The sequence below is a fragment of the Trichocoleus sp. ST-U1 genome (assembly GCF_039961835.1).
Lineage (GTDB): Bacteria > Cyanobacteriota > Cyanobacteriia > Cyanobacteriales > FACHB-T130 > FACHB-T130.
Genome location: NZ_JAMPJZ010000001.1, coordinates 69,919 through 94,564 on the forward strand (window position 1 = coordinate 69,919; position 24,646 = coordinate 94,564).

The window sequence follows — 24,646 nt, forward strand, 5'->3', positions numbered from 1 at the left end:
ATTCAACTAAACCCGCCTACGCGGGTTTCAGAAGTCCGCGTAGGCGGACTTTGTTTGTGTAGCCGCGATTTCTAATCGCCAGGTATATTTGCTTTTACAACCCATTAAGGAATACTAGATTCAGCCGAAGCATTACATATCCATCAACTCGTAGTTTCTCTGTAAATCCAGTAATTTAACTCTAGCTTCGACCGCATTATCCGCTAAGTCAGCAAACTCTACAAATCGCCGCAATTCCTTTCTTAACAAATTGCGTTCTACTTCCAAAGTTTCCCGATCTAACTCTGGCGGCACTACAATCATGTCGAATAAAGTAGCGCGTTGCTTGCCTGGGTGAGGGCGCAAAATTCGGCCTCGACGCTGAATAAATTGGCGAGGATTGCTGCTACTAGCTAAAATTACAGCATTCTGAATTGCGGGAATATCTACACCCTCATCTAGACAGCGAATCGCCACCAAACCTTGTAAATCTCCCGTCTCAAATTGACGCCGCAAATTTTCTCTTTCTGATAATGGAGTTTGGGCGGTGTAGGTATTGATTCGGTATCCCAATTGCTCTCCCAAAATTTTAGCAACGGCTTTTAATTGGCGCGTGCTTTCTACCGAACCATCTCCGCAATAAAATAAAGTGTGCGTCGTGTCCAAGCGTTTACTCATTAACTCGCGCAAAGCAGTTAACTTGTTGGTAGCAGCACCAATTAATCTCGCCCGTTGCATCAACAACGGCTTGAGTTCTTCACGATCTTCCCAATTGCCTTTGCTAGAACCGTTCTGGCGTTCTTGAAATAACAGTGCCCTGCCAATCCTAGCGGTTAATTTTACATAAGCACGGGCTTCTGCCTCTGTGAGTTCTACTAGGATAGGGTAGTACAAATAATGCACCAACGCCCCCTGTTGAATGGCATCTTTCAGAGTGAATTCTGGCTCTAAAACTTTGCCAAAATAATCAAATAAAGATTGCGTACCTTCATCATCAAAATATCGTTCTGGTGTTGCCGACAGCGCTAGTCTTAATCCCACTCTTGAAGGCAGACTTTTCTCCAACTGCCTTGCACCGAGGTTATGCGCTTCATCTCCTACAATTAGCGTTTTGTCTGGGAAATACTTGAGTTGAGATTGCAATCCCTCACTCATCAAGGTGGCATTTGTTGTAATCAGTGTGAGAAACCGTTGATTGCCAGAACGCAGATTGTATAGGTGCGTGGATAGCTGACTCTGCCAGTTGCGTACATTCTCAAAAGCTAAAACTGGCTGTAGTCCAAATTTCTCGCATTCTCGCGCCCACTGTGTCACCAGATGTCGATAGGGACACACTACCAGCAACACTTGCAAGCCAATTTGTTGATAGAGTGAGGTGGCGATCGCTAGCGCCGTAATCGTCTTTCCACTCCCCGTCGCCATCTTCAGCGTTCCTCTGCCTTGATTGGCAAACCAGCTAGCAACCGCTTCCTGCTGATACTGTCGCAGTTGTAAAGACGCTGGTATTCTGGGGCATCCTAGGGGTATTTCATGCCCTTCTGAGGGATGCAGATGGTAGGTTCCCTTAGAAGCAGCAACTGCTAAAAGTCTGTTAATCGGTTGCAGGTTGTACTGTACCGGCGAAGCTACGCGATCAGATTGCTCTTTTGCCTGACTTTCGACTTTATAAACACCCTTTGACGACAACTTCACGCGCCACTACCCCTGCCATTCAAGCGGTTGATTTATTTTATGGGTTCAGGGAAGTGGTTAGGTGCGATCGCTATTTATCTAACCAGCTAATTTAAGTATTCACTACACTCAAATAGCTGCAAACTTAACTTAAAAATCAATTTACCTAGGCGCACAGATTCCCATTCTTCAAGTATATGTCAATACGCAGGAAAAATCAAGTGATATTTGATACAGTCTACACTTAATTCCTACGCCAAAAATAAGCACCCACTTCAAACAAAAAGTGAGTGCTTTCCACAAGTCAACCCGGAAAAAGTCTTTCTTTGACTAATTGCCTTTTGCCTGAATCAATAAGCATCCTGCAACTCGTAGAAATCAGGCGAGACATAATCCTTCCGCAACGGATAGCCTACCCAATCTTCCGGCATCAAAAGCCGCTTCAGGTTCGGGTGTCCTTCATAGACGATGCCATACATATCAAAAGCTTCCCGCTCTTGCCAGTCTGCCGTCTTCCAAATCCAATACACCGAAGGAACTCTAGCGTCATCTCGCGGCAAAAACACCTTCAGCCGCAGTTCCTCCGGTCTGTCAGCATTGTCGCTCACTTGGATTAGATGATAGAAGCTAACCAATTCCTCTCCCGGCCCCGCATCATATCCACCTTGACACTGGAGGTAGTTAAATCCGTAAGCGTAGAGAGCTGTAGCAATCGGAATCAAGAAGTCCCGGTCAACTTTGATGATCTCAACATCACTGCGATCGCGTTCTAGTTCCTGATGCTCAAAACCGTTTTCCTTCAACCAAAGGGAAACCTTACCCGCTTCCACAATTTGGGATTCTGCTTGGGGTTCCCCTGAAGATTCTGCTGGAGATTCTGCTTCAGCCACGACGTTCCTCCTGTTTTTCTGCCGTCAACAGTGCTGGTGCTACAGGCATACCCGTCGCTGCCGCCAGCTCTTGCGGCGGAGTTTGGCGAGTTGCCAACTGTAAATACTTGCCATCGTGGATGGTTTCTACAGCTTGCATCTTGTGAGTGGTGCTGTAATAGCGATGGATTTGCTGAAACTGATCCCGCTCTTGGATAGAATCGTTCCCGATTTTCTTCCGCAGTTTAATGATCGCATCCATGATCGCTTCCGGACGTGGGGGACATCCAGGCAAATAGACATCGACAGGAATCAGCTTATCCACACCCCGCACCGCAGTCGGGGAATCAGCGCTGAACATCCCGCCAGTAATCGTGCAGGCTCCCATTGCAATCACGTACTTGGGATCTGGCATCTGCTCATAAAGGCGCACCAGAGCCGGTGCCATCTTCATGTTAATCGTGCCAGCAGTAATAATTAAATCTGCTTGCCGAGGGCTGGAACGGGGGACTAAACCAAATCTGTCAAAGTCAAACCGGGAACCAATCATCGCTGCCACTTCGATGAAGCAGCAGGCAGTTCCAAACAACAGAGGCCACAGGCTGGAAAGCCGCGACCAGTTGTAGAGGTCGTCAACCGTTGTCAGGATGACATTTTCAGAAAGTTCTTGAGTAACAGAAGGTCGCTCAATCGGGTTAAGGATCTTCTCTTTCTGCTGCGCCTCAAAGGCAGCAATATCACTGTTACCGTTAGATTTCATGACCATTCCAAGGCTCCTTTGCGCCACGCATAAACAAGAGCAACTACAAGAATTGCAATAAAGACCAAAGCTTCAATAAACGCCAGTACACCTAGACGATTGAAGGCAACGGCCCACGGATACAGGAAAACAGTTTCAACATCAAAAATGACGAAAACCAGCGCAAACATGTAATAGCGGATGTTGAACTGAATCCAGGCTCCCCCAATCGGTTCCATGCCAGATTCGTAAGTGGTGCGCCGCTCTGGACTACTACCACTGGGCCGCAGGAGCTTGGAGGCAGTCAGCGCCAAAATCGGCACCAGACTGGAAGCTAGCAAGAAGCCTAAAAAATACTCATACCCACTGAGGACAAACACGATCTTGTACTACCACTCAGATGAAAGGACGGCTGTTATTACTTCTTCACATTTATACATTATAAAGCGCCTGCCTCTGCCAAAGTTGCTAGTGGCGGGGCAGCGAACGTCGATCATCGATACTGTTTTCTGATTGACCCGTTCAGCTTTTCTAGTCAAGGCTCTTACTGAAGCGGACAACGGTTACTGCCAGCGAGGGATGACAGCGAAGTCCTCTCCTCAAGGCAGAGGCAAGCTAAACAATATTAAGAAAATCCCCTACTTATGGCATAATTTTTAACATACATTTTAAGATTGGCTTCTCAATTTCATCTTGAGCCATGAGCAATCAAGCCGTCGATGCCCAACCACTAGATCGCTATGAATGTCGCGCCTGTGGCTACATTTATGAGCCGACTAAAGGTGATAGTAAGAGTAACGTTCCCTCAGGGACATCTTTTGAAGAATTGTCAACAGACTGGCGCTGTCCAATTTGTGGGGTGCGAAAAACACAGTTTCAAAACATTGGCGTTGTAGGCTCACCCTCTGGATTCAAGGAAAATCTGAGCTATGGTTTAGGCGTTAACCGTTTAACCCCAGGACAGAAGAATCTTCTCATTTTTGGGGCATTAGCCTTGGGCTTCTTGTTCTTTATCAGTCTTTATGGTTTGCAATAAAACCAACCTCAGCTTGCAAAAGCTGAAGCGAATCCCCGCCGCATTCGCTGGATTAACACTCGTATAGTAGAAGATTTGCACGCACCAGTTCTGGATAGTATGAATTTATTTGTGAGAAAGCTGAAACAAATTGCAATATTGTTGGCAGTTGTCCTCTTTTGCGCCAGTTGCAGTCAAGTTCCTTCCGTGAGCAACAGCCCCTGGCACGCCATTTCTCTACCAACACAGGCAAACTTACAGGATCTCGCTTTTACGGGCGACCCCAATCATGGCTGGGTTGTGGGGAGTGACTCCACACTGTTGGAGACAACGGATGGCGGCAAGACTTGGGAGTCTAGAAACCTGGAACTGGGAGATCGGCAATACCGCTTTACTGGCGTGAGTTTTGCCGATCAAGAAGGCTGGATTACAGGCGAACCCTCTATCTTGCTCCACACCACAGATGGGGGAAAATCTTGGACTCGCATCGCGCTGAGTAACAAGTTACCGGGGGCACCCAATAAAATTGTGGCACTCGGTCCGAACTCCGCTGAGATGAGCACCAACGTTGGGGCAATTTATCGCACTCAAGACGCAGGACAGACTTGGAGAGCGATGGTGCAAGAAGCGGTGGGCGTTGTCCGCAATATGTCTCGCTCTCCCGATGGCAAATATGTTGCCGTGTCTGCCAAAGGTAACTTCTACTCCACTTGGGAGCCTGGTCTAGATGCCTGGGTTCCCCATAATCGGAATAGCTCCCGAAGAGTGGAGAATATGGGGTTTGCACAAGATGGTCGGCTGTGGATGCTGGCGCGGGGCGGTCAGCTACAATTTAGCAATCCGGAAAAGACAGACGAGTGGGAAGAAGCACAATACCCTGAGGTATCCACCAGTTGGGGTTTACTCGATTTGGCATACCGGACACCTGAGGAAGTTTGGGTAACAGGCGGCAGTGGAAATTTGCTGCGGAGTCTGGATGGCGGCAAAACTTGGGAAAAAGCTCGCGAGATAGAGGATATCCCTTCCAATCTTTACAGGATTATGTTTCTAACACCCCAGCAAGGATTTATCATAGGTCAGCGAGGTGTTTTGTTGAAATACGAAGGTTCGTCGCAAGCGGCTTGAAGAGGAAAGCAAGATTGTTGTCATACAACTAATGCTTTGCTTGTGACTCTCTACCGAGTTTCGTATCATAATTAAGTTAGCTTTTAATTGTTGTCAGAGGAGGAATCTGAATGGCTGGTACAACTGGAGAGCGTCCATTTTCGGACATTATTACAAGCGTTCGTTACTGGGTAATTCACAGCATCACCATCCCTGCATTATTTATTGCAGGCTGGCTATTTGTTAGCACAGGTCTTGCATACGATGCCTTTGGGACACCCCGCCCCAACGAGTATTACACCCAAACTCGGCAGGAAGTGCCGATTGTTCAAGATCGCTTTGAATCCAAGCAACAAATCGAGGATTTTATAAAATAAGCGGGCAGTCTCTAGACATCGCTGGGTGTGAAAATAAAAGCACCTATTTGTGTTAGGCTTGCCGGGGCAATTTTGGCTGGATTTGATGCAAAAAAGGGATTAAAAGTACCGCATCAATTCGGCTCTAAAGAGCGAACGGGAATCCAGTTTGATACATCGGTAGTGAAGTACCGTAGGTATACGGAAGTGTTTGGAAAAAGAATCACCTCTAGCTGGTTGGAGGAGACTTCAAAGGGTCAGTAGGCTCAATATAGGTTTACGAAGCCCTTTTTGCAGGAAAAGCCTTCCCGTTACGGTACGAAAAGTCCCATTTCTATCAAAAGAATTGGGAGTGTCAACAAGTAAGTCGTTTAAAAGAGGTGGCAAAACATGACTACTAATACGCCCAATCAGCCAGTTTCATATCCCATTTTTACCGTTAGATGGCTAGCGGTTCATACGCTGGCTGTCCCAACAATCTTTTTCTTGGGCGCGATCGCTTCTATGCAATTTATTCAACGATAGGAGAAACCTAATTATGCCAGAACGGAGTCCAAATCCCAATAATCAACCAGTTGAGTTAAACCGTACTTCTCTTTACTTGGGCTTGCTACTGGTTTTTGTCCTTGGTATCCTGTTTTCCAGTTATTTCTTTAACTAACTGGGCTTGACTTCATCATTTTTAAGTTTAATTAGGAGGGAAAAGCTGTGTCTGGAAGTGGAAGAATCCCGTTGTGGATTGTAGCTACCGTCGCTGGTTTGGGCGCGATCGCTGTGCTAGGTGTTTTCTTCTATGGTGCCTACGCTGGTCTAGGCTCCTCTTTGTAGAGAAAAGCTGGGTAATCAACTAGATTTGAGAGAACTCTCATCAAATCATCAAAAAAAACCGCCTCTCTGACTAGAACAGGCGGTTTTTTCCATTGCCCAACTAATGCCCAGCTAAAGTTAAATTCCTGTTGGATCTTCGTGTTCAATGTAAAGAAACAAGAAGGCCATCGCGACAGCCGGGAAGATCAAGCCAGTTAGAGGCACTAGGATTGAGGGTAAGAATGAAGCTCCCATCTTTAAATTTCCTATTTTAATGAAACAGCTTTCGTAATTGAATTTACAGTGAATTGGTAGCCAAAAACCGAATCATAAAAATTTTTAACAAGCGCCTAATCCGCAAACTCATCTAGCGACCAGTTGGGCAAATCTGGGGGAATAACTATACGGTCAACAGTTACTTTATGGCTCTCTCGTTGGGTATAAGTATCAACCGTGACAGCTTCAAAACGGATTTCTACGCTCCCAAATGGCACAGTTAGTTGAGTCGTTGCCTCTAGGGATTCTAAACCAGTAGGGATAAAATCGACTAGCCACCGGGGGCCATCCAGCAGCGATCGCGTTTGGCGGTCATGCACCCACAGCTTGACATAGAGCCGGGGGGACTCAGATCGCAACGTCAGGCGGACAGCCAACGGTTGTCCGGCAATCAGTTCGCCTTCGGGTAAAACTAGCTCAGGCTCTGGCACGGGTTCCTCGTCCAGCGACGATGGTTGCGGTTCTGGGGGAACCCCCCGCCCCGCATTGGCAAAACGCGATCGCCCTGGTTGTACCCCCCTAGAGGAGGCTTCTCGCGAGCCATACCCGCCTCGCCCACTGGTGCTGGGAGGGAGTTCAGAAGGGTCATCGTCTACCACAATCTCTCGCTCTGTCCAGTTAACCGCAGACTCTGCCATCGATAAAACGTTCTTAGCCATCTCAACTGGGTTCTGCGGAGTTGCTGGCAGTTGACTAGAGGCGGCTCCCACCTCTTGGGAATTGTTCGTTGCATCGCTGGCAATACCGCCATCTTCACCCAATTCTTCCTCCAACTCTGGGAGGGGAGGTTGTTGGTCAAGCAATAGTGCTACAAGTTCCCAGTCTGTCGGCATTGGTGGCAAACGGTCATCCGTTTCCCCCTGCGGCTCGGTGCCATCGGCAACGTCACCATCGGCAACGTCACCATCGGCAACGTCACCATCGGCAACGTCAGTGTCTTCGCTGCCCTCGGTCAGGTCTGCTGAAGGCTCTGCTTCCTCGGTAGATTCCTCCTCCGTCGCAAGTACCTCTTCCGGTTGCAGCCATGCTGAAGATTCCTCATCCGTTGCCAGGTCGTTCAACCGGGACAAAAAACGATCTTGCAGCTTCAGAGTCGCAAAAGCCGTATCTAAGGGCGATGCTTGGGAGTCAGCGGAGGGATGCGCTTCTCTTTGTTCGGCGGAGTGTTCTGCTCCCTCGATATCAGAAGCATCTTCAACACCTACGTCCTGCTGACTATGCAAATCTGTATCGGCATCAGCGCTGGCATCTGTTCCATCGGGTTCCTCTGGACGCTGCCAAGTCTGAGCTAAGTGATTCAATAAATTATCAAATAACTGCTCTACATCAGGCGCAGCCCCCTCAGGAGGGGCATCAACAGGTTGGGGAGGATTTAGTGCAGAAAATAAATCTTCCTCTTTCGGAGCGGACGTGTCGCTATTCTCGATGCGCTCGGTTGCAGGCATCGCATCAGAAATCACCGGAAGTTTAAGCGATCGATTAACTGGATTGCCAGGATCGGGTCGATAAAGTTGCGGGGGGAGGGATACCACCGGCGGAGGTTCAGAAGTCACTGATGTATTGCGATCGCCCAAAGCGAGAATGTCCTCAGGCTCATCGCTATCGGTTGCCTCCCCGTTCCCTGTTGCCTCAGTATCGGAAGCAATTGCTGGAAGTTCCGGGGGTTTAAGCGCTGCAATGGCAGGATCGGATTTAGCAATCTGCTCCGGTAGGGGTTTATTAGGTAAAGGTTCTAAGTGCAGCAGCGGAGTATCTTTTGCCGTTTCCACCAGATCGAGGAAAGATGAATCGATCGGGGGTGTCTCTCCCAAAAGAGAATCTAATGGCGGGTTCAATAAATTTGCGTGCTGTTTATCGTGAGCGATCGCATCGAGCAAGTCTTCCAAATCGGCTGTCACGGTAAAGGCGTGAGTCACCAAGACTGTCTCAGCTGCATCGATTAACGTGACTTCTCCTAAAATCAAACGGGTTTGGCAATTTTCGGGCAGCTCTAAATTACAGCTAAAAGAAAAACTCGGCACCTGTTCGGGTATCAGCTGCTGGACATCTACCAAGATTTGTGAGTTTTGCGGATCGCGCATTTCAATTCGCAGTACGTCTGGCGGCAAAAGATGCAAATCCCTAAAACTGTCTAAAATCTCTACTTGTCCGCTGAAGGCAATCAGCTCTCCTCGACGCACGACCAGCGTCTCCCGATCGAGGGTCAGTCGGATCGGTGCTTCATCAATTTCAGGTGGCTCAGTTTCTGCTGAGTAACTTCTTCCGGCGGCAGCAAAGGAAAGCTCCGACGAGTTACTGACAGGGGGAGAGGTTAAGGAATCGCGGGAAAACTCACTCTGCGGGATAGCTCCACGAGCCGTAGATGTCGGCTCAAACGCTTGCCAGACGGGATCGACGACTTCCTGTAAGATTTCGTCCACCATTTGTAGCGAGTGTTCTACGAGGCGGCTGACGGGCACTGCCGCCTTTGGAGGGGTGCGGTTGAGTGCCGTCTCCCATCTTTGTGACTCCGATGCCCCGAAAGAGAGGAATAATTCATTGACTGCTTCATCATCGTCTTCTTCCCACCCAGCATTAGTCATCGCCTCCACTGATTCGTCCTCTGGGGAAGGAGGCACTGGATTCGGAAGGTCAACGTCGGCGGTGAGCGTTTCAGTGGTTGTCGGGGCAGGGTTAACGGGGCGGTCAGCGGCAGAACCTGCGGATGATTCTTGGACGGTTTCGGTGGCGACACCTACCTGGGCACTCCAAACGGGTCGCATGTGTCCAACTAAATCGACATCTGCATCTGCCGGGGTGGTTGGAAAAACCTGGAATTGAATTGCCTGCTGCCAAGTGTTGCCGAGGAAATCTGACATGATATCGCCAGAGCAGCGCAACTCCCAGCGCCCCGACTTGAGATAGGTGAAGGGAATGACCACCATCAAGCCTTCGGCGTTGGTGCGGCGCGATCGCTTCTGAAACCGCCGCTTGGGGGGAACTTCCTCAGTGCTGTCATAGGTGATGCGAATTTCCACCTCGGTGTTGGGACGGCTGGAGTGAGCAACCACCCGATACCGACCTTCTTGGATTTCCACACTTGGCGTCTCTAGGGAGAGCCAGGAAGAATCACCCTCTTGTTGTATTAGAAATTGCCAGTATTCCATAGGAGGCAAGCAGCAAGCATAAAGGATGAAGTATAAAGGATGAAGTTATTAGAGGCGCGGCTGAAAGACAGTGTGACGTATTATTACACGCCAAACTTCACACTTCATACTTCATATTCTTGTTACCTTTTTACTTTAATCTGCTGCCGCAGTTCCTCGATCGTTCCTAATAATTCACTTTGAGCGATCGCACTCTGCTCTTTCGATGCCATCCACTTCAGCTTGACAGTTCGGTTCTCTGCTTCCTCTTCTCCCAAAACCAAGCAAGCAACTGCACCGCTACGGTCAGCCCTAGCGAACTGCTTTTTAAAAGCACTTCCACTCAGGTCTAGATCCACGCTAAACCCAGCTTGACGTAATTTTTGAGCCAATTGTAAAGCTTGGGATTCTGCTTTCTCGCCTCTGGAAACAATGTAAAAATCCAACGCCGGGACGGGTGCCTCTTGCAGCTGTTGCAGCAGAATGATCAAGCGTTCTAAGCCCATTGCCCAACCCACTGCTGGTGTCTTGGGTCCCCCTAGTTCTGCTACCAGCCCATCGTAGCGTCCGCCACCACAGACAGTTGCTTGCGCTCCTAGGTCGTCTGAGATAATTTCAAAGGCAATATGAGTGTAGTAATCCAGACCGCGCACCAGACGCGGATTGAGTTGGTAGGCAATCCCCAAATCAGCCAGACGTGCTTGGATTTGCTCAAAATAGCGACAAGAATCTGAACTCAGATAATCCAAGATACTGGGAGCATCTTGAACAATTTCTTGCGTCCGCCGATCCTTACTATCCAGTATCCGTAATGGATTGCGACTCAGCCGTACCTGCGAATCCGAGTCCAACTCTTCTTTGTAGGGAATCAGGTAATCTACCAGTGCTTGCCGGTAACGCTGTCGATCTTCAGGATTTCCTACTGAGTTAATATCCATGCGGAGATTTTTTAGACCGAGGGTTTGCAGAATATCGGTCGCGATCGCGATCGCCTCTGCATCTGCCCTCGAATCGGCAGTCCCCAACACCTCTACACCCAGCTGGTGAAATTGCCGCTGTCGTCCCTTCTGGGGAGCTTCGTAACGAAACATCGGCCCCAAATACCAGAGGCGCTGAATCCCACTTTTGACATCAAGAGCGTGTTCAATATAAGAGCGCACAACCCCAGCCGTTCCCTCCGGTCTTAAGGTCATGGAATAGGGATTTTCCCCCCGACTCTTGAAGGTATACATTTCCTTCCCTACCACATCTGTGGTTTCGCCAATCCCGCGCTCAAAAAGCGTCGTCAGCTCAAAAATCGGGGTGCGAATTTCTTGATAAGCCGCTCTGCTTAGAATATCCCGTGCGACCGATTCTACCCATTGCCAGTAACCGACTTCTTCGGGCAGAATATCCCGCGTTCCCCGTATCGCTTGAATGCTTCCCATTGTTTAGATTTTAGATTTTAGTGAGTGTCATGAGTTTTTCACCCCCAGGATTTTCACTTTACCCCCTTCGGGGATTGGGGGTTAGGTCATTGCAATGGCGAAAACTTCATGACACTGAAGATTTTAGATTCAATCCCATCTAAAATCCAAAATTTATTGGTTTTCCTCCCAAGGACAATAGCGCTGACTATAGTAGTCCAAAATCTGCCTGACCCATTGGCGACTCAAGGAATCGGCATCTTCTGCATACTGGATCCACAAGCCGCCAACTTGGCTTTGATAATAGTCGAACGATTGCCCCGAAGGCTGGGGAACCAAACCTGTGTCTACCCCTCCCACCTGACGCAAATGGGCAGAAATTTCCCGATATACCGCTAAGGGTAACCCAGGGAAGCGAATTTCATACCGCAGGTTTTCTCCTCCAGTAGTCTGCACCCTTTCAACTCCTACAACAACTGAATCGTGGTACTTGTTTTAAGCTTGAGGAGAGCCATTGATTCCTGGCTGGTTAGTAGGAGCAACAGCCGTCGGTGTACCGGGTTGATCGGGCGTTGCAATTGGTTTTTCCCCAACCCGTCTGGCAACTTCTCTGCCGTATTGCTCCAGAATCACTACCGGACTAGCACCATTATTGACTTCAATCCGCTTGACTAGCACCTGTCCATTAGATAAGCGCTGTCCCACTCCAACGTAGCGACTTGGCTCGTTTGGTACCCTCACAATTGCCTGAGGTTCACCCCCCACCTGAACCACTCCTGTGACTTCTACACTTCTTGCCAAGTTTGGTTCTGGTAGCGGTGGCAGTTTGGGTAGAAGTGGCGCGGGAGCCGGAATCCGAGGAGCCGTAGCAATCGGGATTGGAGCTACACGGTTTCTGTTCCCTGGAGGTGTAGTGTTTCTCCCACGCGGAGGCACCCCATTTGGCCTACTGGGAGCGGGAGCGCGTGGTATCGTCCTCCCTCCGTTTGGACTCCCTTGACTGCGAATATTGCCTCCGCCTCCATTCGTTCTGGGAGGTCTGACAGGGGGCAGAGGTGGCGGTACGGGAATCACTCGACGCCCAGGAGTCAAACCCTGAGGAGGAGCTACACCAGGAGCCGGAAACGGAGGGGGAGGCGAACCCGAACCCGTCTCGTTTGGTGTCACTTCCACAATTGGTTTCAGGGGAACAAGTGCAAACGGATCTTGCCGCCCTTTCTGAATTTCTCGCAGGCGTGCATCAGAGTTCGTAGATGGAATCAAGCCAGAAAGCCCAGGAAGGGGCGGTTTTGGGGTAACTGTCGGAGGCTCGGTAAATGGCGGGGCTGTTGGTGAAACAGACGGAGCGGGAACTGGAACAGTGCTAGGGCTAGGAGCTACAGCCGTATCCTCTCCCTGTGAACATCCACCCGCTAACACAGCAAGTATTCCCAACAACGCAATCCATGAATGTTGACGCATGACCAGTCTCCCAGAGCTTTACCTGCATCCGCCCATAGAAATTCCCTGTTTGCTTTCAACAGTTCTAAATATATGCGGATAATTTATTTTATTAAATGTGTGCAAAAACACCCATCTATATATTCAGTTTAGTGGACAGAGATCGATTCATCGCGTTTGTGTTCCTTATCTTCCAGGAATCGGGAATCTCAGTTTCCGGTTGTGGGAAGAATCAATCGTCAATCCCTACCATTGACTTTTTCAGTGCATCCAGTCCCTTTTTTACCCGTCGAGAAACGGTCACAACACTGATATCTAAGCGTTCTGCAACTTCTTTTTGCGTTAAGTCGTGTAAGAAAACAAATTCCAAGATTTCGCGGGTTCGCTTTTCTAGCTGAACTAAAGCTTGTTGCAGGCGAAGCTGGTCTTCTTGCGCTAACTGAAAACTCCGATACTGCGGGTCTGGGACGATTTCACCTAAGCAAGTTTCACCTTCCGAACCATCCCCTAGGGGTACATCTAAACTTACAAGTTCGCGGTTTTGAAAGGCCAACTTGATTTCCTGCCATTCTGCCTGTGAAATTTCTAGCTTTGCTGCCACCTCTGAATCGGTAGGAGGTCGGTTGTACTTCTGCTGGAAATACCGCGTCAAAGAAACTGCCTGATAGTGCAGTGCTTCCCAACGCCGAGGAATGCGGAATGAGCCGCCTTTATCCCGTAAATAGTGCTGAATTTCTCCGCGAATGTAGGGGATAGCAAAGGAACTGAAGGCGTGACCCTTGGACAAGTCAAAGCGCTCAATTGCTCGAATTAAGCCTAAACAGCCGACTTGAAGCAAGTCTTCGTAACTTTCTGTACATTGATTAGTCCAGTGATGTGCTTCTTTTCTCACCAATCCAAAATTCAGTTTTACCAGCTGATTGCGAACAGTATCTAAACGATTTTGCTGGTACTCTCGCAACAGCCGTAAGCTTTCATGCTTCAGTTCAGGAGTGGCAGTGCTATACATATACGAAGTTCAGTTGGTAGAGTGGCCCGGTTAAAAACGTTTGTTTCAGTTATATTCTGTTTTTGAAGTGGGTGCTGTGATACTAAACATAGGTTGCGATAACAAAACTTTAAGCCGGAAAGCGAACAAATGCAGTTGGGGAAACGCCCAGGAATGTAGCTTTTTCCCCAAATTGCGATAAGTTGCTTTCTTTTCCTCGCTTCAAAATTCAGTTTATTCTCTGAACCTGGTCAATTACAACAGCATTTTCACCGAGAAACTCTCTTGTGGGAATCACTCACATGATTGCGGAGTGTAGGCAGAAGGATTAAACAGCAGATGCTGACCTTGCTAAAGAAAAGAAAAAAGGGGTTCCAAACCCCTTTTCCTCACCTGCAAGCAAAGCCAAGCCGCGTGGCTCGGTGCTAACGAGCAGATTTAAGCCTGATCTGGTGAAATCCGAGCATAGAAAATGCCGCGAATTTTCACTTCCTTAGCTTCGCCAGCGCCTAGATCGGTATCGGATGGCTGTTCGCTCTCAAACGTACCGGCAATTTCACCTGTGGCGTTATCCACTTTAGCGACTTGGAGAGAAATTTCGCCCTTAAGGGTTTCAGCACGCTTCACATTGGCACGTGTCAGTGCTTCCTGATCGGCTTGACTGGGGAGTGCTACTGCATTGTCATAACCAGTGACAACACCGCGACCCTTGGGATCGAGGAAAGCTGCTCCCCGATAGGAGGGAACGTTAAATTCGCCTTCAAAGTCAGTCGAGGTGTTAATACTGTCCATTCCTGGCTGGCTTTTGGCAACCAGATTTTTGATCGTGAATAGAAAGGGTACTCGCTCACCACCCGGTAGCTGGACGGTAATGGCTTGGAAGTCGAGACCATCCTGTTCAATAAAGGTCAAACGACGATCTTGATCAACTTGCAATTTACCCAGCACCTGGTCGATGCTAGAAGTAAACCGGGTCAACAACTTACCCTGAACGAATTGGGCGGATTGACGTTTGTTTGTAGATTCTTCTTTGACAAAGAAGCTGGTTGGCTGTAGGCACAGATTCGTCAAAGCATACGACTGTCCAGGCTGAATGGGAATGGCACCGCGTGTCGTTTCTGACAGTTGCGGGCAGTTATTCGCAAGCCCGGTACCTCGAATTTGGTCGTAAGTGAGTGGAGTGGGAACACTGGTCGCAGCTGCTGGACCTTCACTACAAGCAGTTAATACTCCCAAGCACAAAGCTAGGAAGGCAACAATGAAAGCGCGATACCTCATGGTCAACCTCAAATATTTAATCTAGGAATCCCTACCAGTAGAATCTGATATTGGGCTTAAGTTACAACAGACAAAAGTGAAATTCTTAATCAGGCTCGGAATGGTTCGGCTCAGAATCTCTACAGTGAATTTTACAAGGCTTTGTGTTGCCTTTATCCTGAAGCTCAGTGTAAATTGACCATTCCAGTCAGTGAAAGACTCGGTTAAAGTTGAGTTGATCAAACGGAGTAAAGGGGATGGCGTGAACAGCGATCAGAATTTAGAATTGGGGCTTTTGAAGCCGGAACTGCAAGCGATCGCTACTTCTGTTCGCGCTTTGGCACAGACTTGCCAGGGGGATACTCTGGCTCTGTTGGCGTTGCTGCGGGCGTTAGAAAGTTGGCATCGTGAGATTCGAGATACTGTGTTTCAAGCGTCTTTACCGGATAATCGTCAGGCTCTATATGCCCTGCTGAAGGATATGGAAGAAGAAGGCGGCTGGCCCTATATTGAGCGCATGAAGGTGCGATCGCTGTTGGAAAAGCTCTCAGCCGCAGAATCGCCCAATTCTTCACACCCTCTACCACTGGAGTCAGAAACTCACCCACCTCAGCCTGGTTGAAGTTACACGGTTGAAGGCAAAACTCTTTCACTGGCGTGGCTCTAGGCGTGTGAAGTTGTCAATCTTTATTGGGCTATAGAGTACAACAAATGCTAAGATCCTCCAGATTATTAATGCAATCTCTGAACACTAACCCCCTGCTTAATTTATGCCGGTTGCTGTTAATCCGATTAAGTTTGGTACAGATGGCTGGCGAGGCATCATCGCCGCAGACTTTACGTTTGAGCGGGTGGCTTTGGTAGCACCGTTGGCGGCACAAGTCCTGGCAAATGTCTATGGCGAGACGACGGGTAGCCGCACAATTATTGTGGGTTATGACCGGCGCTTTATGGCGGAAACGTTCGCCCGTAAAGCGGCCCAAGTCGTGCAAGCAGCCGGATTTGAGGTGCTGCTGAGCAGTAGTTATGCCCCCACACCGGCATTCAGCTGGGCGGCTTATCAACGGAGAGCTTTGGGAGCTTTGGTGATAACCGCTAGTCACAATCCCGGCTCATATTTAGGGTTAAAAGTCAAGGGTGCATTTGGAGGATCGGTACCCCCGGAAATTACTCAGCAGATTGAAGCGTTGTTAGAGAAGGAACCGTCACCTGACTCGACGATGGCGGGAAGCTTCGAGATGTTCGACCCGTGGCCCAATTACTGCGAAGCACTACGGGCGAAAGTCGATATTGCTTGCATTCAGGATGCGATCGCCCAACATAAGCTTGCTGTCTTTGCTGATGTGATGCACGGTGCTGCTGCGACAGGACTAGAACAACTGCTGCAAACGCCAATTCAGGAAATTAATAGTTCCCGAGATCCTTTATTTGGTGGAAGTGCGCCGGAACCTTTGCCGCGTTACCTTTCCCAGATGTTTCGGCAGATGCGGACTCACCGACGCCGCAGCGGTGATGGGTTAGCAGTGGGGTTTGTGTTTGATGGAGATAGCGATCGCATTGCTGCTGTCGATGGACAGGGAAATTTCCTCAGTTCCCAAATTCTCATCCCGATTTTGATCGAACACATGGCCTCTCGGCGGGGATTGACGGGCGAAGTCGTTAAAACAGTGAGTGGTTCCGACTTGTTTCCCCGCGTTGCCTCCCTGTACAATCTGCCAGTATATGAGACGCCTATTGGATACAAGTACATCGCCGACCGGATGCTAACGACTCAGGTGTTAGTCGGTGGTGAAGAGTCGGGAGGGATTGGCTACGGCAATCATATTCCAGAACGGGATGGGCTGTTGTCAGCGCTGTATCTGCTAGAAGCGATCGCGCAATCAGGAATGGATCTCAGCGATCTTTACCAGCGCTTGCAGGAGAAAACTGGCTTTCATTCTGCCTACGACCGCATTGACCTACCATTAGCGAGTATGGAAGTGCGATCGCGCCTGCTAGAACAATTACAAAATACACCCTTAACTGAGATTGCCGGTCGGTCGGTAATTGATTGCCTAACGATTGATGGTTATAAGTTCCGGTTAGCCGATGATAGTTGGTTGATGATTCGCTTCAGCGGAACCGAACCCGTTTTGCGGTTGTACTGCGAAGCGCCAACGCTGAAACAAGTTCATCACACCTTAGAGTGGGCGAACAAGTGGGCGAATTCAGTTTAAACCCTACAAAGTATCTAGCTCGGTACCCAATGCCCGTAGTTTCGCAACAAAAAGGAATCGGCTCAAGCTTGAGCCGATTCCTTTTTTTGAATAAGCAAAAATAATATTTCAATGCTAAGTAAACCAGACACTTTAAACACTCCTTTTGGTTCATGATTAGGAATGCAGAATGCCAAAGAATTGCATCATTTGCTTATATAAGTCTTGGTTTTCCTATTCAATATAAAGACGGATATAAGTTGTATATTTTAGCACTGATATAGAGACTGTCAAAACGGTTGGCTTGCTGCTGACAATATCCCTCCTTACTACTAAACAGATATAAACAGATAAAAACGGACTTAGCCAAATTTGCTCCTTTCTGTGGCAATCTGAGAAACAGAGAGGAAAGCCAAAATTAAAGAAAAGGTTATGCAAACCCTGCCCAATCCAAGCACTACCAGTGCATCTTCCAGTCAACCCTCCTTTGAAACCACTATCAAGCGGCGCAAAACTCGTCCCGTCAAGGTGGGAAATGTCACGATTGGCGGCAACTACCCAGTGGTAGTGCAGTCGATGATTAATGAAGACACGCTTGATATTGATGGGTCGGTTGCCGGAATTCGCCGCCTGCACGAGATTGGCTGCGAAATTGTCCGCGTTACCGTGCCAAGTATCGGTCATGCCAAAGCTTTAGCACAAATCAAGCATAAATTAGCTCAAACCTATCAACCAGTGCCCCTGGTCGCTGATGTGCATCACAACGGCATGAAGATTGCCTTGGAAGTTGCCAAGCACGTTGATAAGGTGCGGATTAATCCAGGGTTGTATGTATTTGAAAAGCCAAAAGCGGATAGAACGGAATATACCCAAGCTGAATTTGATGAAATTGGCGAAAAAATCCGCGAAACTTTAGAACCCCTGGTAGTTTCCTTGCGAGATCAGGGTAAGGCAATGCGAATCGGGGTAAATCACGGTTCTCTTGCTGAAAGAATGCTGTTTTCCTACGGCGACACCCCCGAAGGGATGGTGGAATCTGCCCTAGAATTTATCAAAATTTGTGAATCTCTCGACTTCCGGAACCTGGTAATTTCTCTGAAAGCCTCGCGGGTGCCAGTGATGTTAGCCGCTTATCGTCTGATGGCACAGCGGATGGATGCGCTAGGCATGGATTATCCCTTGCATTTGGGCGTCACTGAAGCGGGTGATGGCGAATACGGACGGATTAAGTCTACCGCAGGCATTGCGCCTCTGCTTGCTGATGGGATTGGCGATACGATTCGAGTCTCAATCACTGAAGCACCGGAAAAGGAGATTCCCGTTTGCTACAGCATTCTGCAAGCTCTGGGATTGCGGAAAACGATGGTGGAATATGTCGCCTGCCCCTCATGTGGGCGGACATTGTTTAATCTAGAAGAAGTGCTGCACGAAGTGCGGGAAGCCACCAAACATCTTACAGGTCTGGACATAGCAGTCATGGGATGTATTGTCAATGGTCCCGGAGAAATGGCGGATGCCGACTATGGTTATGTTGGTAAACAGCCCGGTTACATCTCTCTGTATCGTGGCAGAGAAGAAATCAAAAAAGTGCCAGAGTCTCAAGGAGTTGAAGAGTTGATTAATTTAATTAAGGCAGATGGACGTTGGGTCGATCCTTAAGTAAGTGCTGAGTGGTGAGTGTCGAGACAAAAGTTAATTCAAAACTCACAAAATAATAAGTGTTGAGGAAAGCATTAATTTAAAACTCAATCGCGAGAAATCGCGTTTTTACAGCTCAAAACTCAAAACTCTCTACTTCCGGACTTGCACTTAGTGCAGCTGGATAAATAATTGCGCTCTCCGGCTTCCATATATGGCCTGTGCTAGAGTTAGCGTAATTCCTTGGCAGTAGTTTCCCCCCGGCTCAGAAAGGATCATGGTAATTACAAAACGCGGGCTCGTTCTCGGTGCGACAGCACTGGTTTTATCGACTGTTGCTGTTACGGGCGCTGGTATTCATCTGTCTCAAGGTCAGGCTTTTTTTCGTGAAAGTCCCAAGGAACTTGTAGATGAAGTATGGCAGATTATTGACCGCAGTTACGTAGATGGCACCTTTAATAAAGTCAATTGGCGGTCAGTTCGTAAAGACTACCTGAATCGGTCTTACCCCAGCAAGAAGGAAGCCTATGAGGCGATCCGGGAGATGCTGAAAAAGCTGAACGATCCCTACACCCGCTTCATGGACCCGGAAGAGTTCAAGAGCATGCAGATTGATACTTCTGGGGAATTAACTGGCGTTGGCATTCAACTCGCTCAAGATGAGAAATCGAAAAAGCTAACGGTTATTGCGCCAATTGAAGATACACCAGCGTCTAAGGCTGGTGTTCTGGCAAAGGACACTATCACTAAAATTGATGGCAAGAGTACCGAGGGCATGGATGTCAATGATGCTGTGCGCCTGATCCGAGGACAACCAGGAACGCAAGTAACCTTGACCATTCAGCGGGGCGAAAAGGAATTAGTATTTCCTCTGAAACGAGCGCGGATTGAAATCCATCCGGTGCGCTCTAGCAAGCAGAACAGTCCTACGGGTGAGATAGGCTACATTCGCCTGAATCAGTTTAGCGCCAATGCTGCTAAGGAAATGGCAGATGCGATTAAGGGTTTAGAACGGCAGAAGGTAAATGGCTACATTCTGGATCTGCGTTCTAATCCAGGTGGATTACTCTACGCCAGTATTGAAATTGCCCAGATGTGGTTAAAAGACGGCACAATTGTCTCAACGGTGGATCGTCAGGGCGAAAGGGAGCGAGAGAAAGCGAATAATCGCGCCCTCACAGATAAACCGTTGGTGGTGTTGGTAGATGGCGGCTCGGCGAGTGCTAGTGAAATCCTCTCTGGGGCGTTGCAGGATAACAAGCGAGCTGTTTTGGTAGGGACAAAAACCTTTGGTAAAGGCTTGGTGCAATCGGTGCGGGGGCTGGGGGATGGTTCGGGACTAGCGGTGACGATCGCTAAGTATTTCACTCCCAACGGGCGCGATATTAATCAGGCGGGGATCAAGCCAGATGTGGTGCTGGAAATGACGGAAGAGCAGCGCAAGGCATTGCAAGCCGATCGCAATAAAATCGGCAGTGCTGACGATCCTCAATACGCTAAAGCGCTGGAAGTGCTGAATCAGAGGATTGCCGCCCAGCGAGGGAACCAGGCGCAGAAATAGTTTTGAGTTATGAGTTTTGAGTTAAAATTCCAAACTCAAAACTCATAACTTATTGGGGTTGGCACTTTCCAGCGCGAATTAAGCCGACGCGACGAGCGATCGCTTCCGCTTGAGAATCAAATGGTCCCCATCGTTCCACAAAAGCTGATTTATCCTCTCCTTCGACTTGTTCGCTGGAGAGGATTTCGCATTTTCCTTCTTGGCGCTTGACAATATACCAGATTTGTGTAGCAGTCATTCGGTGAAGATTTGCAAAAAACGCCTTGAAGAGTAGCTTAGTGATGAGTTTTGAATGATGAGCAATTCATTCAAAATTCAAAACTCATAACTTTTCTAGTTAATGTGCGCCGTTGCCGTTTCCAGAAGTTGCGATCGCGCGTTCAACCAGCTTGTCTGGAACTTCTTGGAGATGGTCGTACTTCCAGTGAAAGAAGCCGACGCCCATTGTAAGCGATCGCAATTCCACAATAAAGTTGTGCATCTCTGCTTGGGGTAAGTAAGCAGAAATGCAATCCCAACCGGGCCAATCCGACTTCCCTTCGTAGCCGAGAATTTGTCCCCGACGTCCGCTGACTAGCTGAAGAACCTTAGAGGTAAATTCGGCTGGGGCACACGCCTGAATCGCGGTAATCGGTTCTAGGAGCGTTGGTTCGCACTTGGGCATTCCTTCCTGCATCGCAATCCGGGCTGCCTGTTTAAACGCTTGTTCGGAACTATCAACCGAGTGGTAAGAACCATTCGTCAGCGTCACCGCTACATCGACCACAGGGAAGCCCAAGGGGCCATGTACCAAATACTCCCGAACACCCGTCTCAACGCCAGGGATATATTGTCTCGGTACGACGCCACCGACAATTGTTTGACTGAAGTTAACGCCTTCGCCACGCGACAGCGGCTTGATATCCAGATAAACATCGCCAAACTGTCCGTGACCGCCACTTTGGTGCTTGTAGCGCCCGTGAATCGAGGATGCGGGTTTGCGGATGGTTTCTTTGTAGGGAACGCGGGGCAGGTGAGTCGTCATTGGCAGGTTGTACTTGCGCCGCAGTCGGTCGAGGGCAACTTGCAGATGAATTTCACCTTGACCCCAAAGAATGACTTCGTGGGTGTCTCCGTGTTGTTCCCAAGCCAGGGAGGGGTCTTCTTCTAGCAGCTTGGTGATGGCGCTGCTGAGTTTAACTTCATCGTTGCGTTTTTCTGGCGTAATCGCTAACGCAAAAACGGGTGCCATTTGCTCGGCTTTGGGGAGTTCGGTCGCCAGTGGGTCGCCGGAAGCGGTCAAGGTATCGCCTGTTTTAATTCCCTCTAAGCGTCCCAAGACGACAATCTCACCGGCTTCGGCTGAAGTCAGCGGCTGTTGTTGCTGACCCATCAGACGATACAAGCCACCAGTCCGAACGCCATTGAGGACAATTCCATCAGTCAACGTGCCCTGCCATACCCGCACCAGGGAGATTTTCCCGCCTTGAGGAGTGTAATAGGTTTTAATCGCTTGTGCGAGGGGGGCATTGGCATGGAGAACAATTCCCCGACGTTCGGCAGTGGTGGATGGGTCGGGTGCTTCTCGCAACAACGCTTCCAACAGCGGTCGCACTCCGTAATCTTGCTCGGCAACGCCCAGGAATACAGGCACGATTAAATCTGCTCCTAACTCCATCTTCAAGTCTTGGAGAATTTCTTCTTGGGGGGGGTTAATTTCTTCTAACAGTTCTTCTAGCAGGTGGTCGTCAAAATTTGCCAATTCCTCCAGCATTTCGGCACGGGCGGCTTGTTCCTGCTCTTTGAGGTTATCTGGCATCGGCACCGGGTCGGCGGCGGCACCAGGATGGTAGTGATAAGCTTGTTCGCTCACCAGGTCGATAAAGCCGCTGAGCTGTTCGCCTTGACCAATGGGATACTGGTGTGGGATCACGGGGCGACTGGAGACTGTTTTTAGGGCGTGCAGCACGTCCATGAAGTTGTTGTTCGCCCGATCCATTTTGTTGATGAAGACTAGGTGCGGAATTTCCCAGTCGTCGAGGAATTTAAATAGAGGCGCGAGAGTCATGACGCGATCGCTTACGGGTTCGCACACGACAATTGCTGCATCGACGCCAATCAGAGCATTGTAGGTTTCTTGAGCAAATTCAACCGATCCGGGACAATCGACAAAGGTGAAGCGGACACTGTCGTAGTCGGTGCTGGCAGTTGATACTTCCACGCTCATGTGGCGATCGCGTGCCTCTTGGGAACTATCTCCCACCGTGTTACCGTCTGAAGTGCGACCTTTGCGGGAAATCGCACCCGTGACGAAAAGCAAACTTTCCAGTAACGTAGTTTTGCCACTTAAATAGGGGCCAACAATTGCAACATTGCGTACCCCGGACATGACTTTTTCGTTCATGATTCACCCCCAACAAAATAAAAAAGATGTAGAGATGTGAGCGATCGCATGGGTATACGGGATTGATGCCATTGGCAGCTCCCGGAGAATTTTTACCCTCCCGTGCCGATGGCGATCGCTGTTAACAGTTAGATGGAATTTTGTATCCCTGAATGTGAGGTTAGCGCGTTCTAGGGGCAATGACTGAGAAATTGCAATTTCTTTTAAAGCAAACCCAGCAAAAACTTAAGTTGAATGAATCAGTATTAATTAGCTATAAATTTTATGAATATATGCAACAAATAACCGCAAATTTGTTAGAAGAAAATCTGAATGGGTGGCGACAAACGTAACAATTGTAAAGAGGTGACACGGAGAATGAGAACGTACCAGCAGATGAGATGGATAGCTGGAGGGTTAATACTGTTACTGGGTGGGAGGATGACGCCAGCGGTGGCTGGGAAACCCGTAACGCCGGTACAAATTGCTCAAGCTCAATCGGCAGTGGACTTGATGAATCAGGGACTCCAGCTAATCGGTCAAGCAAAAACACAAGAAGCGATCGCCTCTTTTCGACAAGCCGCCAAACTCGACCCCAAACTGGCACCCGCACATTACAACTTGGGGCTGGCTTTGCGTCAGGTAGGGCAATTGCAGCCAGCAGCGGATGCCTTTTACCAAGCAGTCCAAGCCGATCCTAACTTTGCTCTCGCCTATGCCAATTTGGGTGCAGCGCTGCTTGAGGGAAACAACTTGCAGCAGGCAGGTGATTATTTGTCACGGGCGCTGGAACTCAACCCACAGTTGGGAGTTGCTCATTACAATCTAGGTTTGGTAAGGGAACAGCAGGGAGATGAAGCGCGAGCGATCGCATCTTTTAAACAAGCGATGCAGTTGAGTCCCAACGCACCAGAACCTGCTTATCATTTGGGACTCGCTTATCTACAACAAAACAACCTGAACGAAGCAAAAAAGGCATTCCAGCAAGCCATTAAAATCAGCCCTAAATATCCAGAAGCCCACTATAATCTCGGTTCCATCCTGATGAATCAGGGGAATTTAGACGAAGCTCTCGCCGCCTTTCGCAAGGCAGCAGAGGCTAATTCTAACTACCCCAATGCCTACTACGCTGCTGGGTTAGTCTTCCTGCGCCAAGGTCGTTACAGTGACGCCCAGCAAGTTTTGCAATATGCCAAACAGCTTTACACTGCCCAAGGGAATAGCCAGTGGGCTTCTAATGCAGACGAATTATTAAAGCGATCGCAAAACCCCTAAACAATTAAAAATTAGTTTTTTAATCTTTAATTGTTTCCCCGATGCACTCTAACCCGCTTATTCGGGTCTTGCTTCTTCACCCAAGACAAAAACTTCTCCATTTGCGGCTCATCCTTCAGCCTATCCAAAGAATTAAGTTCCTGGGCTAATCGCGTATTGTCAAATAAATTATGTATTTGCCGATGGCAGGCAGAACATATCTTTGCAGTCGGTCCTGGATCTTCATTTTTCCGTTTCGTTTTCTGCCTTGGAATCAAGTGATGGACGGTCAACCGCTCCACTTCTCTTTCACACAATTCACACTGCATTTTTTGATAAGACTTATAAATCAATACTTTCTAAGATAATTATATATAGCAATCCTATTTTAGTTATGAGATGGTAGCGGTTCAGCTCCACGACTTTTTAAAAAAGTCGGGATCTCGCTTTCACGAATTATTTAAAACTGCTATATCAATGTAAAACAAAGATATTTTCAGCTCCTATTTAAATAAAAACCTCACCTTATTGGAAGTGAAACTATAGCAATCTATTCCTTTGGTGAACCAATCAGTTCCTCTTTGTCTCTTCCTGAGCGCACCGC

25 protein-coding genes are annotated in these 24,646 nt (G+C 48.6%); 11 read left to right on the forward strand and 14 right to left on the reverse strand.

What is annotated here, in order from left to right; genetic code table 11:
• Window positions 1-132: 132 nt before the first annotated feature.
• The 4 genes from NDA06_RS00300 to ndhC all read right to left on the reverse strand — a co-directional run bounded on the left by NDA06_RS00300 (window position 133) and on the right by ndhC (window position 3,638).
• Complete coding sequence (locus tag NDA06_RS00300) at window positions 133-1,530, reverse strand: DNA phosphorothioation system restriction enzyme (protein ID WP_348251668.1); 1,398 nt, start codon at window positions 1,528-1,530, stop codon at window positions 133-135.
• Between the two features lie 470 nt (window positions 1,531-2,000).
• Window positions 2,001-2,540, reverse strand: a complete 540-nt coding sequence (locus NDA06_RS00305; protein WP_190411002.1) for an NAD(P)H-quinone oxidoreductase subunit J — start codon at window positions 2,538-2,540, stop codon at window positions 2,001-2,003.
• Window positions 2,533-3,279: an NADH dehydrogenase subunit K gene (locus tag NDA06_RS00310; RefSeq protein WP_206753379.1), complete on the reverse strand. Its 747-nt coding sequence runs from the start codon at window positions 3,277-3,279 to the stop codon at window positions 2,533-2,535. Before NDA06_RS00310 ends, NDA06_RS00305 begins: the two co-directional genes overlap by 8 nt.
• Entirely contained in the window at window positions 3,276-3,638 is a 363-nt protein-coding gene (gene ndhC / locus NDA06_RS00315) for a photosynthetic/respiratory NAD(P)H-quinone oxidoreductase subunit C (RefSeq protein WP_190411000.1), read from the reverse strand. Before ndhC ends, NDA06_RS00310 begins: the two co-directional genes overlap by 4 nt.
• A gap of 320 nt (window positions 3,639-3,958) precedes the next feature.
• Between ndhC and NDA06_RS00320 the strand changes: the two genes are divergently transcribed.
• From NDA06_RS00320 to NDA06_RS00345, 6 genes are all read left to right on the forward strand, one after another.
• On the forward strand, window positions 3,959-4,294 hold the full coding sequence (locus NDA06_RS00320; RefSeq protein ID WP_190986334.1) for a rubredoxin: 336 nt from the start codon (window positions 3,959-3,961) through the stop codon (window positions 4,292-4,294).
• Window positions 4,295-4,393: 99 nt separating this feature from the next.
• A complete protein-coding gene (locus NDA06_RS00325; protein ID WP_190529851.1) occupies window positions 4,394-5,398 on the forward strand; it encodes a photosynthesis system II assembly factor Ycf48 in 1,005 nt (334 codons plus the stop codon).
• Window positions 5,399-5,508: 110 nt separating this feature from the next.
• Window positions 5,509-5,754 (forward strand): cytochrome b559 subunit alpha, encoded by a 246-nt coding sequence (gene psbE / locus NDA06_RS00330; RefSeq protein ID WP_190410997.1) that lies wholly within the window; start codon window positions 5,509-5,511, stop codon window positions 5,752-5,754.
• A gap of 369 nt (window positions 5,755-6,123) precedes the next feature.
• Entirely contained in the window at window positions 6,124-6,258 is a 135-nt protein-coding gene (psbF, locus tag NDA06_RS00335; protein ID WP_190410996.1) for a cytochrome b559 subunit beta, read from the forward strand.
• A gap of 13 nt (window positions 6,259-6,271) precedes the next feature.
• Window positions 6,272-6,394: a photosystem II reaction center protein L gene (locus tag NDA06_RS00340; RefSeq protein WP_190410995.1), complete on the forward strand. Its 123-nt coding sequence runs from the start codon at window positions 6,272-6,274 to the stop codon at window positions 6,392-6,394.
• Window positions 6,395-6,441: 47 nt separating this feature from the next.
• Complete coding sequence (locus NDA06_RS00345) at window positions 6,442-6,561, forward strand: photosystem II reaction center protein J (RefSeq protein ID WP_190410994.1); 120 nt, start codon at window positions 6,442-6,444, stop codon at window positions 6,559-6,561.
• A 117-nt stretch (window positions 6,562-6,678) separates the two neighbouring features.
• Here NDA06_RS00345 and psaI read toward each other — a convergent pair whose 3' ends face one another.
• The 7 genes from psaI to NDA06_RS00380 form a co-directional block, all read right to left on the reverse strand.
• A complete protein-coding gene (gene psaI, locus NDA06_RS00350; protein ID WP_190410993.1) occupies window positions 6,679-6,795 on the reverse strand; it encodes a photosystem I reaction center subunit VIII in 117 nt (38 codons plus the stop codon).
• Between the two features lie 95 nt (window positions 6,796-6,890).
• Window positions 6,891-9,962: a hypothetical protein gene (locus NDA06_RS00355; RefSeq protein ID WP_199324151.1), complete on the reverse strand. Its 3,072-nt coding sequence runs from the start codon at window positions 9,960-9,962 to the stop codon at window positions 6,891-6,893.
• Window positions 9,963-10,084: 122 nt separating this feature from the next.
• Complete coding sequence (hisS, locus tag NDA06_RS00360) at window positions 10,085-11,368, reverse strand: histidine--tRNA ligase (RefSeq protein WP_190986336.1); 1,284 nt, start codon at window positions 11,366-11,368, stop codon at window positions 10,085-10,087.
• Between the two features lie 153 nt (window positions 11,369-11,521).
• Complete coding sequence (locus NDA06_RS00365; RefSeq protein WP_190986337.1) at window positions 11,522-11,803, reverse strand: hypothetical protein; 282 nt, start codon at window positions 11,801-11,803, stop codon at window positions 11,522-11,524.
• A 39-nt stretch (window positions 11,804-11,842) separates the two neighbouring features.
• Complete coding sequence (locus tag NDA06_RS00370; RefSeq protein WP_190986338.1) at window positions 11,843-12,808, reverse strand: hypothetical protein; 966 nt, start codon at window positions 12,806-12,808, stop codon at window positions 11,843-11,845.
• A 211-nt stretch (window positions 12,809-13,019) separates the two neighbouring features.
• A complete protein-coding gene (locus tag NDA06_RS00375; RefSeq protein WP_190410989.1) occupies window positions 13,020-13,796 on the reverse strand; it encodes an RNA polymerase sigma factor SigF in 777 nt (258 codons plus the stop codon).
• 417 nt (window positions 13,797-14,213) lie between these two features.
• Entirely contained in the window at window positions 14,214-15,053 is an 840-nt protein-coding gene (locus NDA06_RS00380) for a photosystem II manganese-stabilizing polypeptide (protein WP_190410988.1), read from the reverse strand.
• Between the two features lie 241 nt (window positions 15,054-15,294).
• Between NDA06_RS00380 and NDA06_RS00385 the strand changes: the two genes are divergently transcribed.
• The 4 genes from NDA06_RS00385 (at window position 15,295) to ctpC (ending at window position 20,426) form a co-directional block, all read left to right on the forward strand.
• Window positions 15,295-15,654, forward strand: coding sequence for a hypothetical protein (locus NDA06_RS00385; RefSeq protein WP_190411053.1), 360 nt, complete (start codon window positions 15,295-15,297; stop codon window positions 15,652-15,654).
• A 148-nt stretch (window positions 15,655-15,802) separates the two neighbouring features.
• The gene (locus tag NDA06_RS00390) at window positions 15,803-17,248 is read left to right on the forward strand and encodes a phosphoglucomutase/phosphomannomutase family protein (RefSeq protein WP_190529823.1); all 1,446 of its coding nucleotides are present in this window, start codon (window positions 15,803-15,805) and stop codon (window positions 17,246-17,248) included.
• A 411-nt stretch (window positions 17,249-17,659) separates the two neighbouring features.
• Complete coding sequence (ispG, locus tag NDA06_RS00395) at window positions 17,660-18,886, forward strand: (E)-4-hydroxy-3-methylbut-2-enyl-diphosphate synthase (protein WP_190986339.1); 1,227 nt, start codon at window positions 17,660-17,662, stop codon at window positions 18,884-18,886.
• Between the two features lie 256 nt (window positions 18,887-19,142).
• Complete coding sequence (gene ctpC / locus NDA06_RS00400; protein WP_190410985.1) at window positions 19,143-20,426, forward strand: carboxyl-terminal processing protease CtpC; 1,284 nt, start codon at window positions 19,143-19,145, stop codon at window positions 20,424-20,426.
• 49 nt (window positions 20,427-20,475) lie between these two features.
• Here ctpC and NDA06_RS00405 read toward each other — a convergent pair whose 3' ends face one another.
• Entirely contained in the window at window positions 20,476-20,664 is a 189-nt protein-coding gene (locus NDA06_RS00405) for a DDE transposase family protein (protein WP_190430219.1), read from the reverse strand.
• A gap of 99 nt (window positions 20,665-20,763) precedes the next feature.
• The gene (locus NDA06_RS00410; protein ID WP_190986340.1) at window positions 20,764-22,809 is read right to left on the reverse strand and encodes an elongation factor G; all 2,046 of its coding nucleotides are present in this window, start codon (window positions 22,807-22,809) and stop codon (window positions 20,764-20,766) included.
• 357 nt (window positions 22,810-23,166) lie between these two features.
• On the opposite strand from NDA06_RS00410, the gene NDA06_RS00415 reads away from it, so the two are divergent.
• Window positions 23,167-24,063 carry a tetratricopeptide repeat protein gene (locus tag NDA06_RS00415; RefSeq protein ID WP_190986341.1) on the forward strand — a complete coding sequence of 299 codons (897 nt, stop codon included), beginning with the start codon at window positions 23,167-23,169 and terminating at the stop codon, window positions 24,061-24,063.
• 26 nt (window positions 24,064-24,089) lie between these two features.
• Here the strand turns inward: NDA06_RS00415 and NDA06_RS00420 are convergent, their stop codons facing one another.
• Entirely contained in the window at window positions 24,090-24,371 is a 282-nt protein-coding gene (locus NDA06_RS00420) for an HNH endonuclease (RefSeq protein WP_190435063.1), read from the reverse strand.
• Between the last annotated feature and the right edge of the window lie 275 nt (window positions 24,372-24,646).

Excerpts from the sequence above, each read along its gene's own strand:
- NDA06_RS00310 (WP_206753379.1), bottom strand. The coding sequence starts at position 3,279 with ATGAAATCTAACGGTAACAGTGATATTGCTGCCTTTGAGGCGCAGCAG.
- NDA06_RS00320 (WP_190986334.1), top strand. The coding sequence starts at position 3,959 with ATGAGCAATCAAGCCGTCGATGCCCAACCACTAGATCGCTATGAATGT.
- NDA06_RS00325 (WP_190529851.1), top strand. The coding sequence starts at position 4,394 with ATGAATTTATTTGTGAGAAAGCTGAAACAAATTGCAATATTGTTGGCA.
- psbE (WP_190410997.1), top strand. The coding sequence starts at position 5,509 with ATGGCTGGTACAACTGGAGAGCGTCCATTTTCGGACATTATTACAAGC.
- psbF (WP_190410996.1), top strand. The coding sequence starts at position 6,124 with ATGACTACTAATACGCCCAATCAGCCAGTTTCATATCCCATTTTTACC.
- NDA06_RS00340 (WP_190410995.1), top strand. The coding sequence starts at position 6,272 with ATGCCAGAACGGAGTCCAAATCCCAATAATCAACCAGTTGAGTTAAAC.
- psaI (WP_190410993.1), bottom strand. The coding sequence starts at position 6,795 with ATGGGAGCTTCATTCTTACCCTCAATCCTAGTGCCTCTAACTGGCTTG.
- NDA06_RS00355 (WP_199324151.1), bottom strand. The coding sequence starts at position 9,962 with ATGGAATACTGGCAATTTCTAATACAACAAGAGGGTGATTCTTCCTGG.
- hisS (WP_190986336.1), bottom strand. The coding sequence starts at position 11,368 with ATGGGAAGCATTCAAGCGATACGGGGAACGCGGGATATTCTGCCCGAA.
- NDA06_RS00370 (WP_190986338.1), bottom strand. The coding sequence starts at position 12,808 with ATGCGTCAACATTCATGGATTGCGTTGTTGGGAATACTTGCTGTGTTA.
- NDA06_RS00375 (WP_190410989.1), bottom strand. The coding sequence starts at position 13,796 with ATGTATAGCACTGCCACTCCTGAACTGAAGCATGAAAGCTTACGGCTG.
- NDA06_RS00380 (WP_190410988.1), bottom strand. The coding sequence starts at position 15,053 with ATGAGGTATCGCGCTTTCATTGTTGCCTTCCTAGCTTTGTGCTTGGGA.
- NDA06_RS00390 (WP_190529823.1), top strand. The coding sequence starts at position 15,803 with ATGCCGGTTGCTGTTAATCCGATTAAGTTTGGTACAGATGGCTGGCGA.
- ispG (WP_190986339.1), top strand. The coding sequence starts at position 17,660 with ATGCAAACCCTGCCCAATCCAAGCACTACCAGTGCATCTTCCAGTCAA.
- ctpC (WP_190410985.1), top strand. The coding sequence starts at position 19,143 with ATGGTAATTACAAAACGCGGGCTCGTTCTCGGTGCGACAGCACTGGTT.
- NDA06_RS00405 (WP_190430219.1), bottom strand. The coding sequence starts at position 20,664 with ATGACTGCTACACAAATCTGGTATATTGTCAAGCGCCAAGAAGGAAAA.
- NDA06_RS00410 (WP_190986340.1), bottom strand. The coding sequence starts at position 22,809 with ATGAACGAAAAAGTCATGTCCGGGGTACGCAATGTTGCAATTGTTGGC.
- NDA06_RS00415 (WP_190986341.1), top strand. The coding sequence starts at position 23,167 with ATGAGAACGTACCAGCAGATGAGATGGATAGCTGGAGGGTTAATACTG.
- NDA06_RS00420 (WP_190435063.1), bottom strand. The coding sequence starts at position 24,371 with ATGCAGTGTGAATTGTGTGAAAGAGAAGTGGAGCGGTTGACCGTCCAT.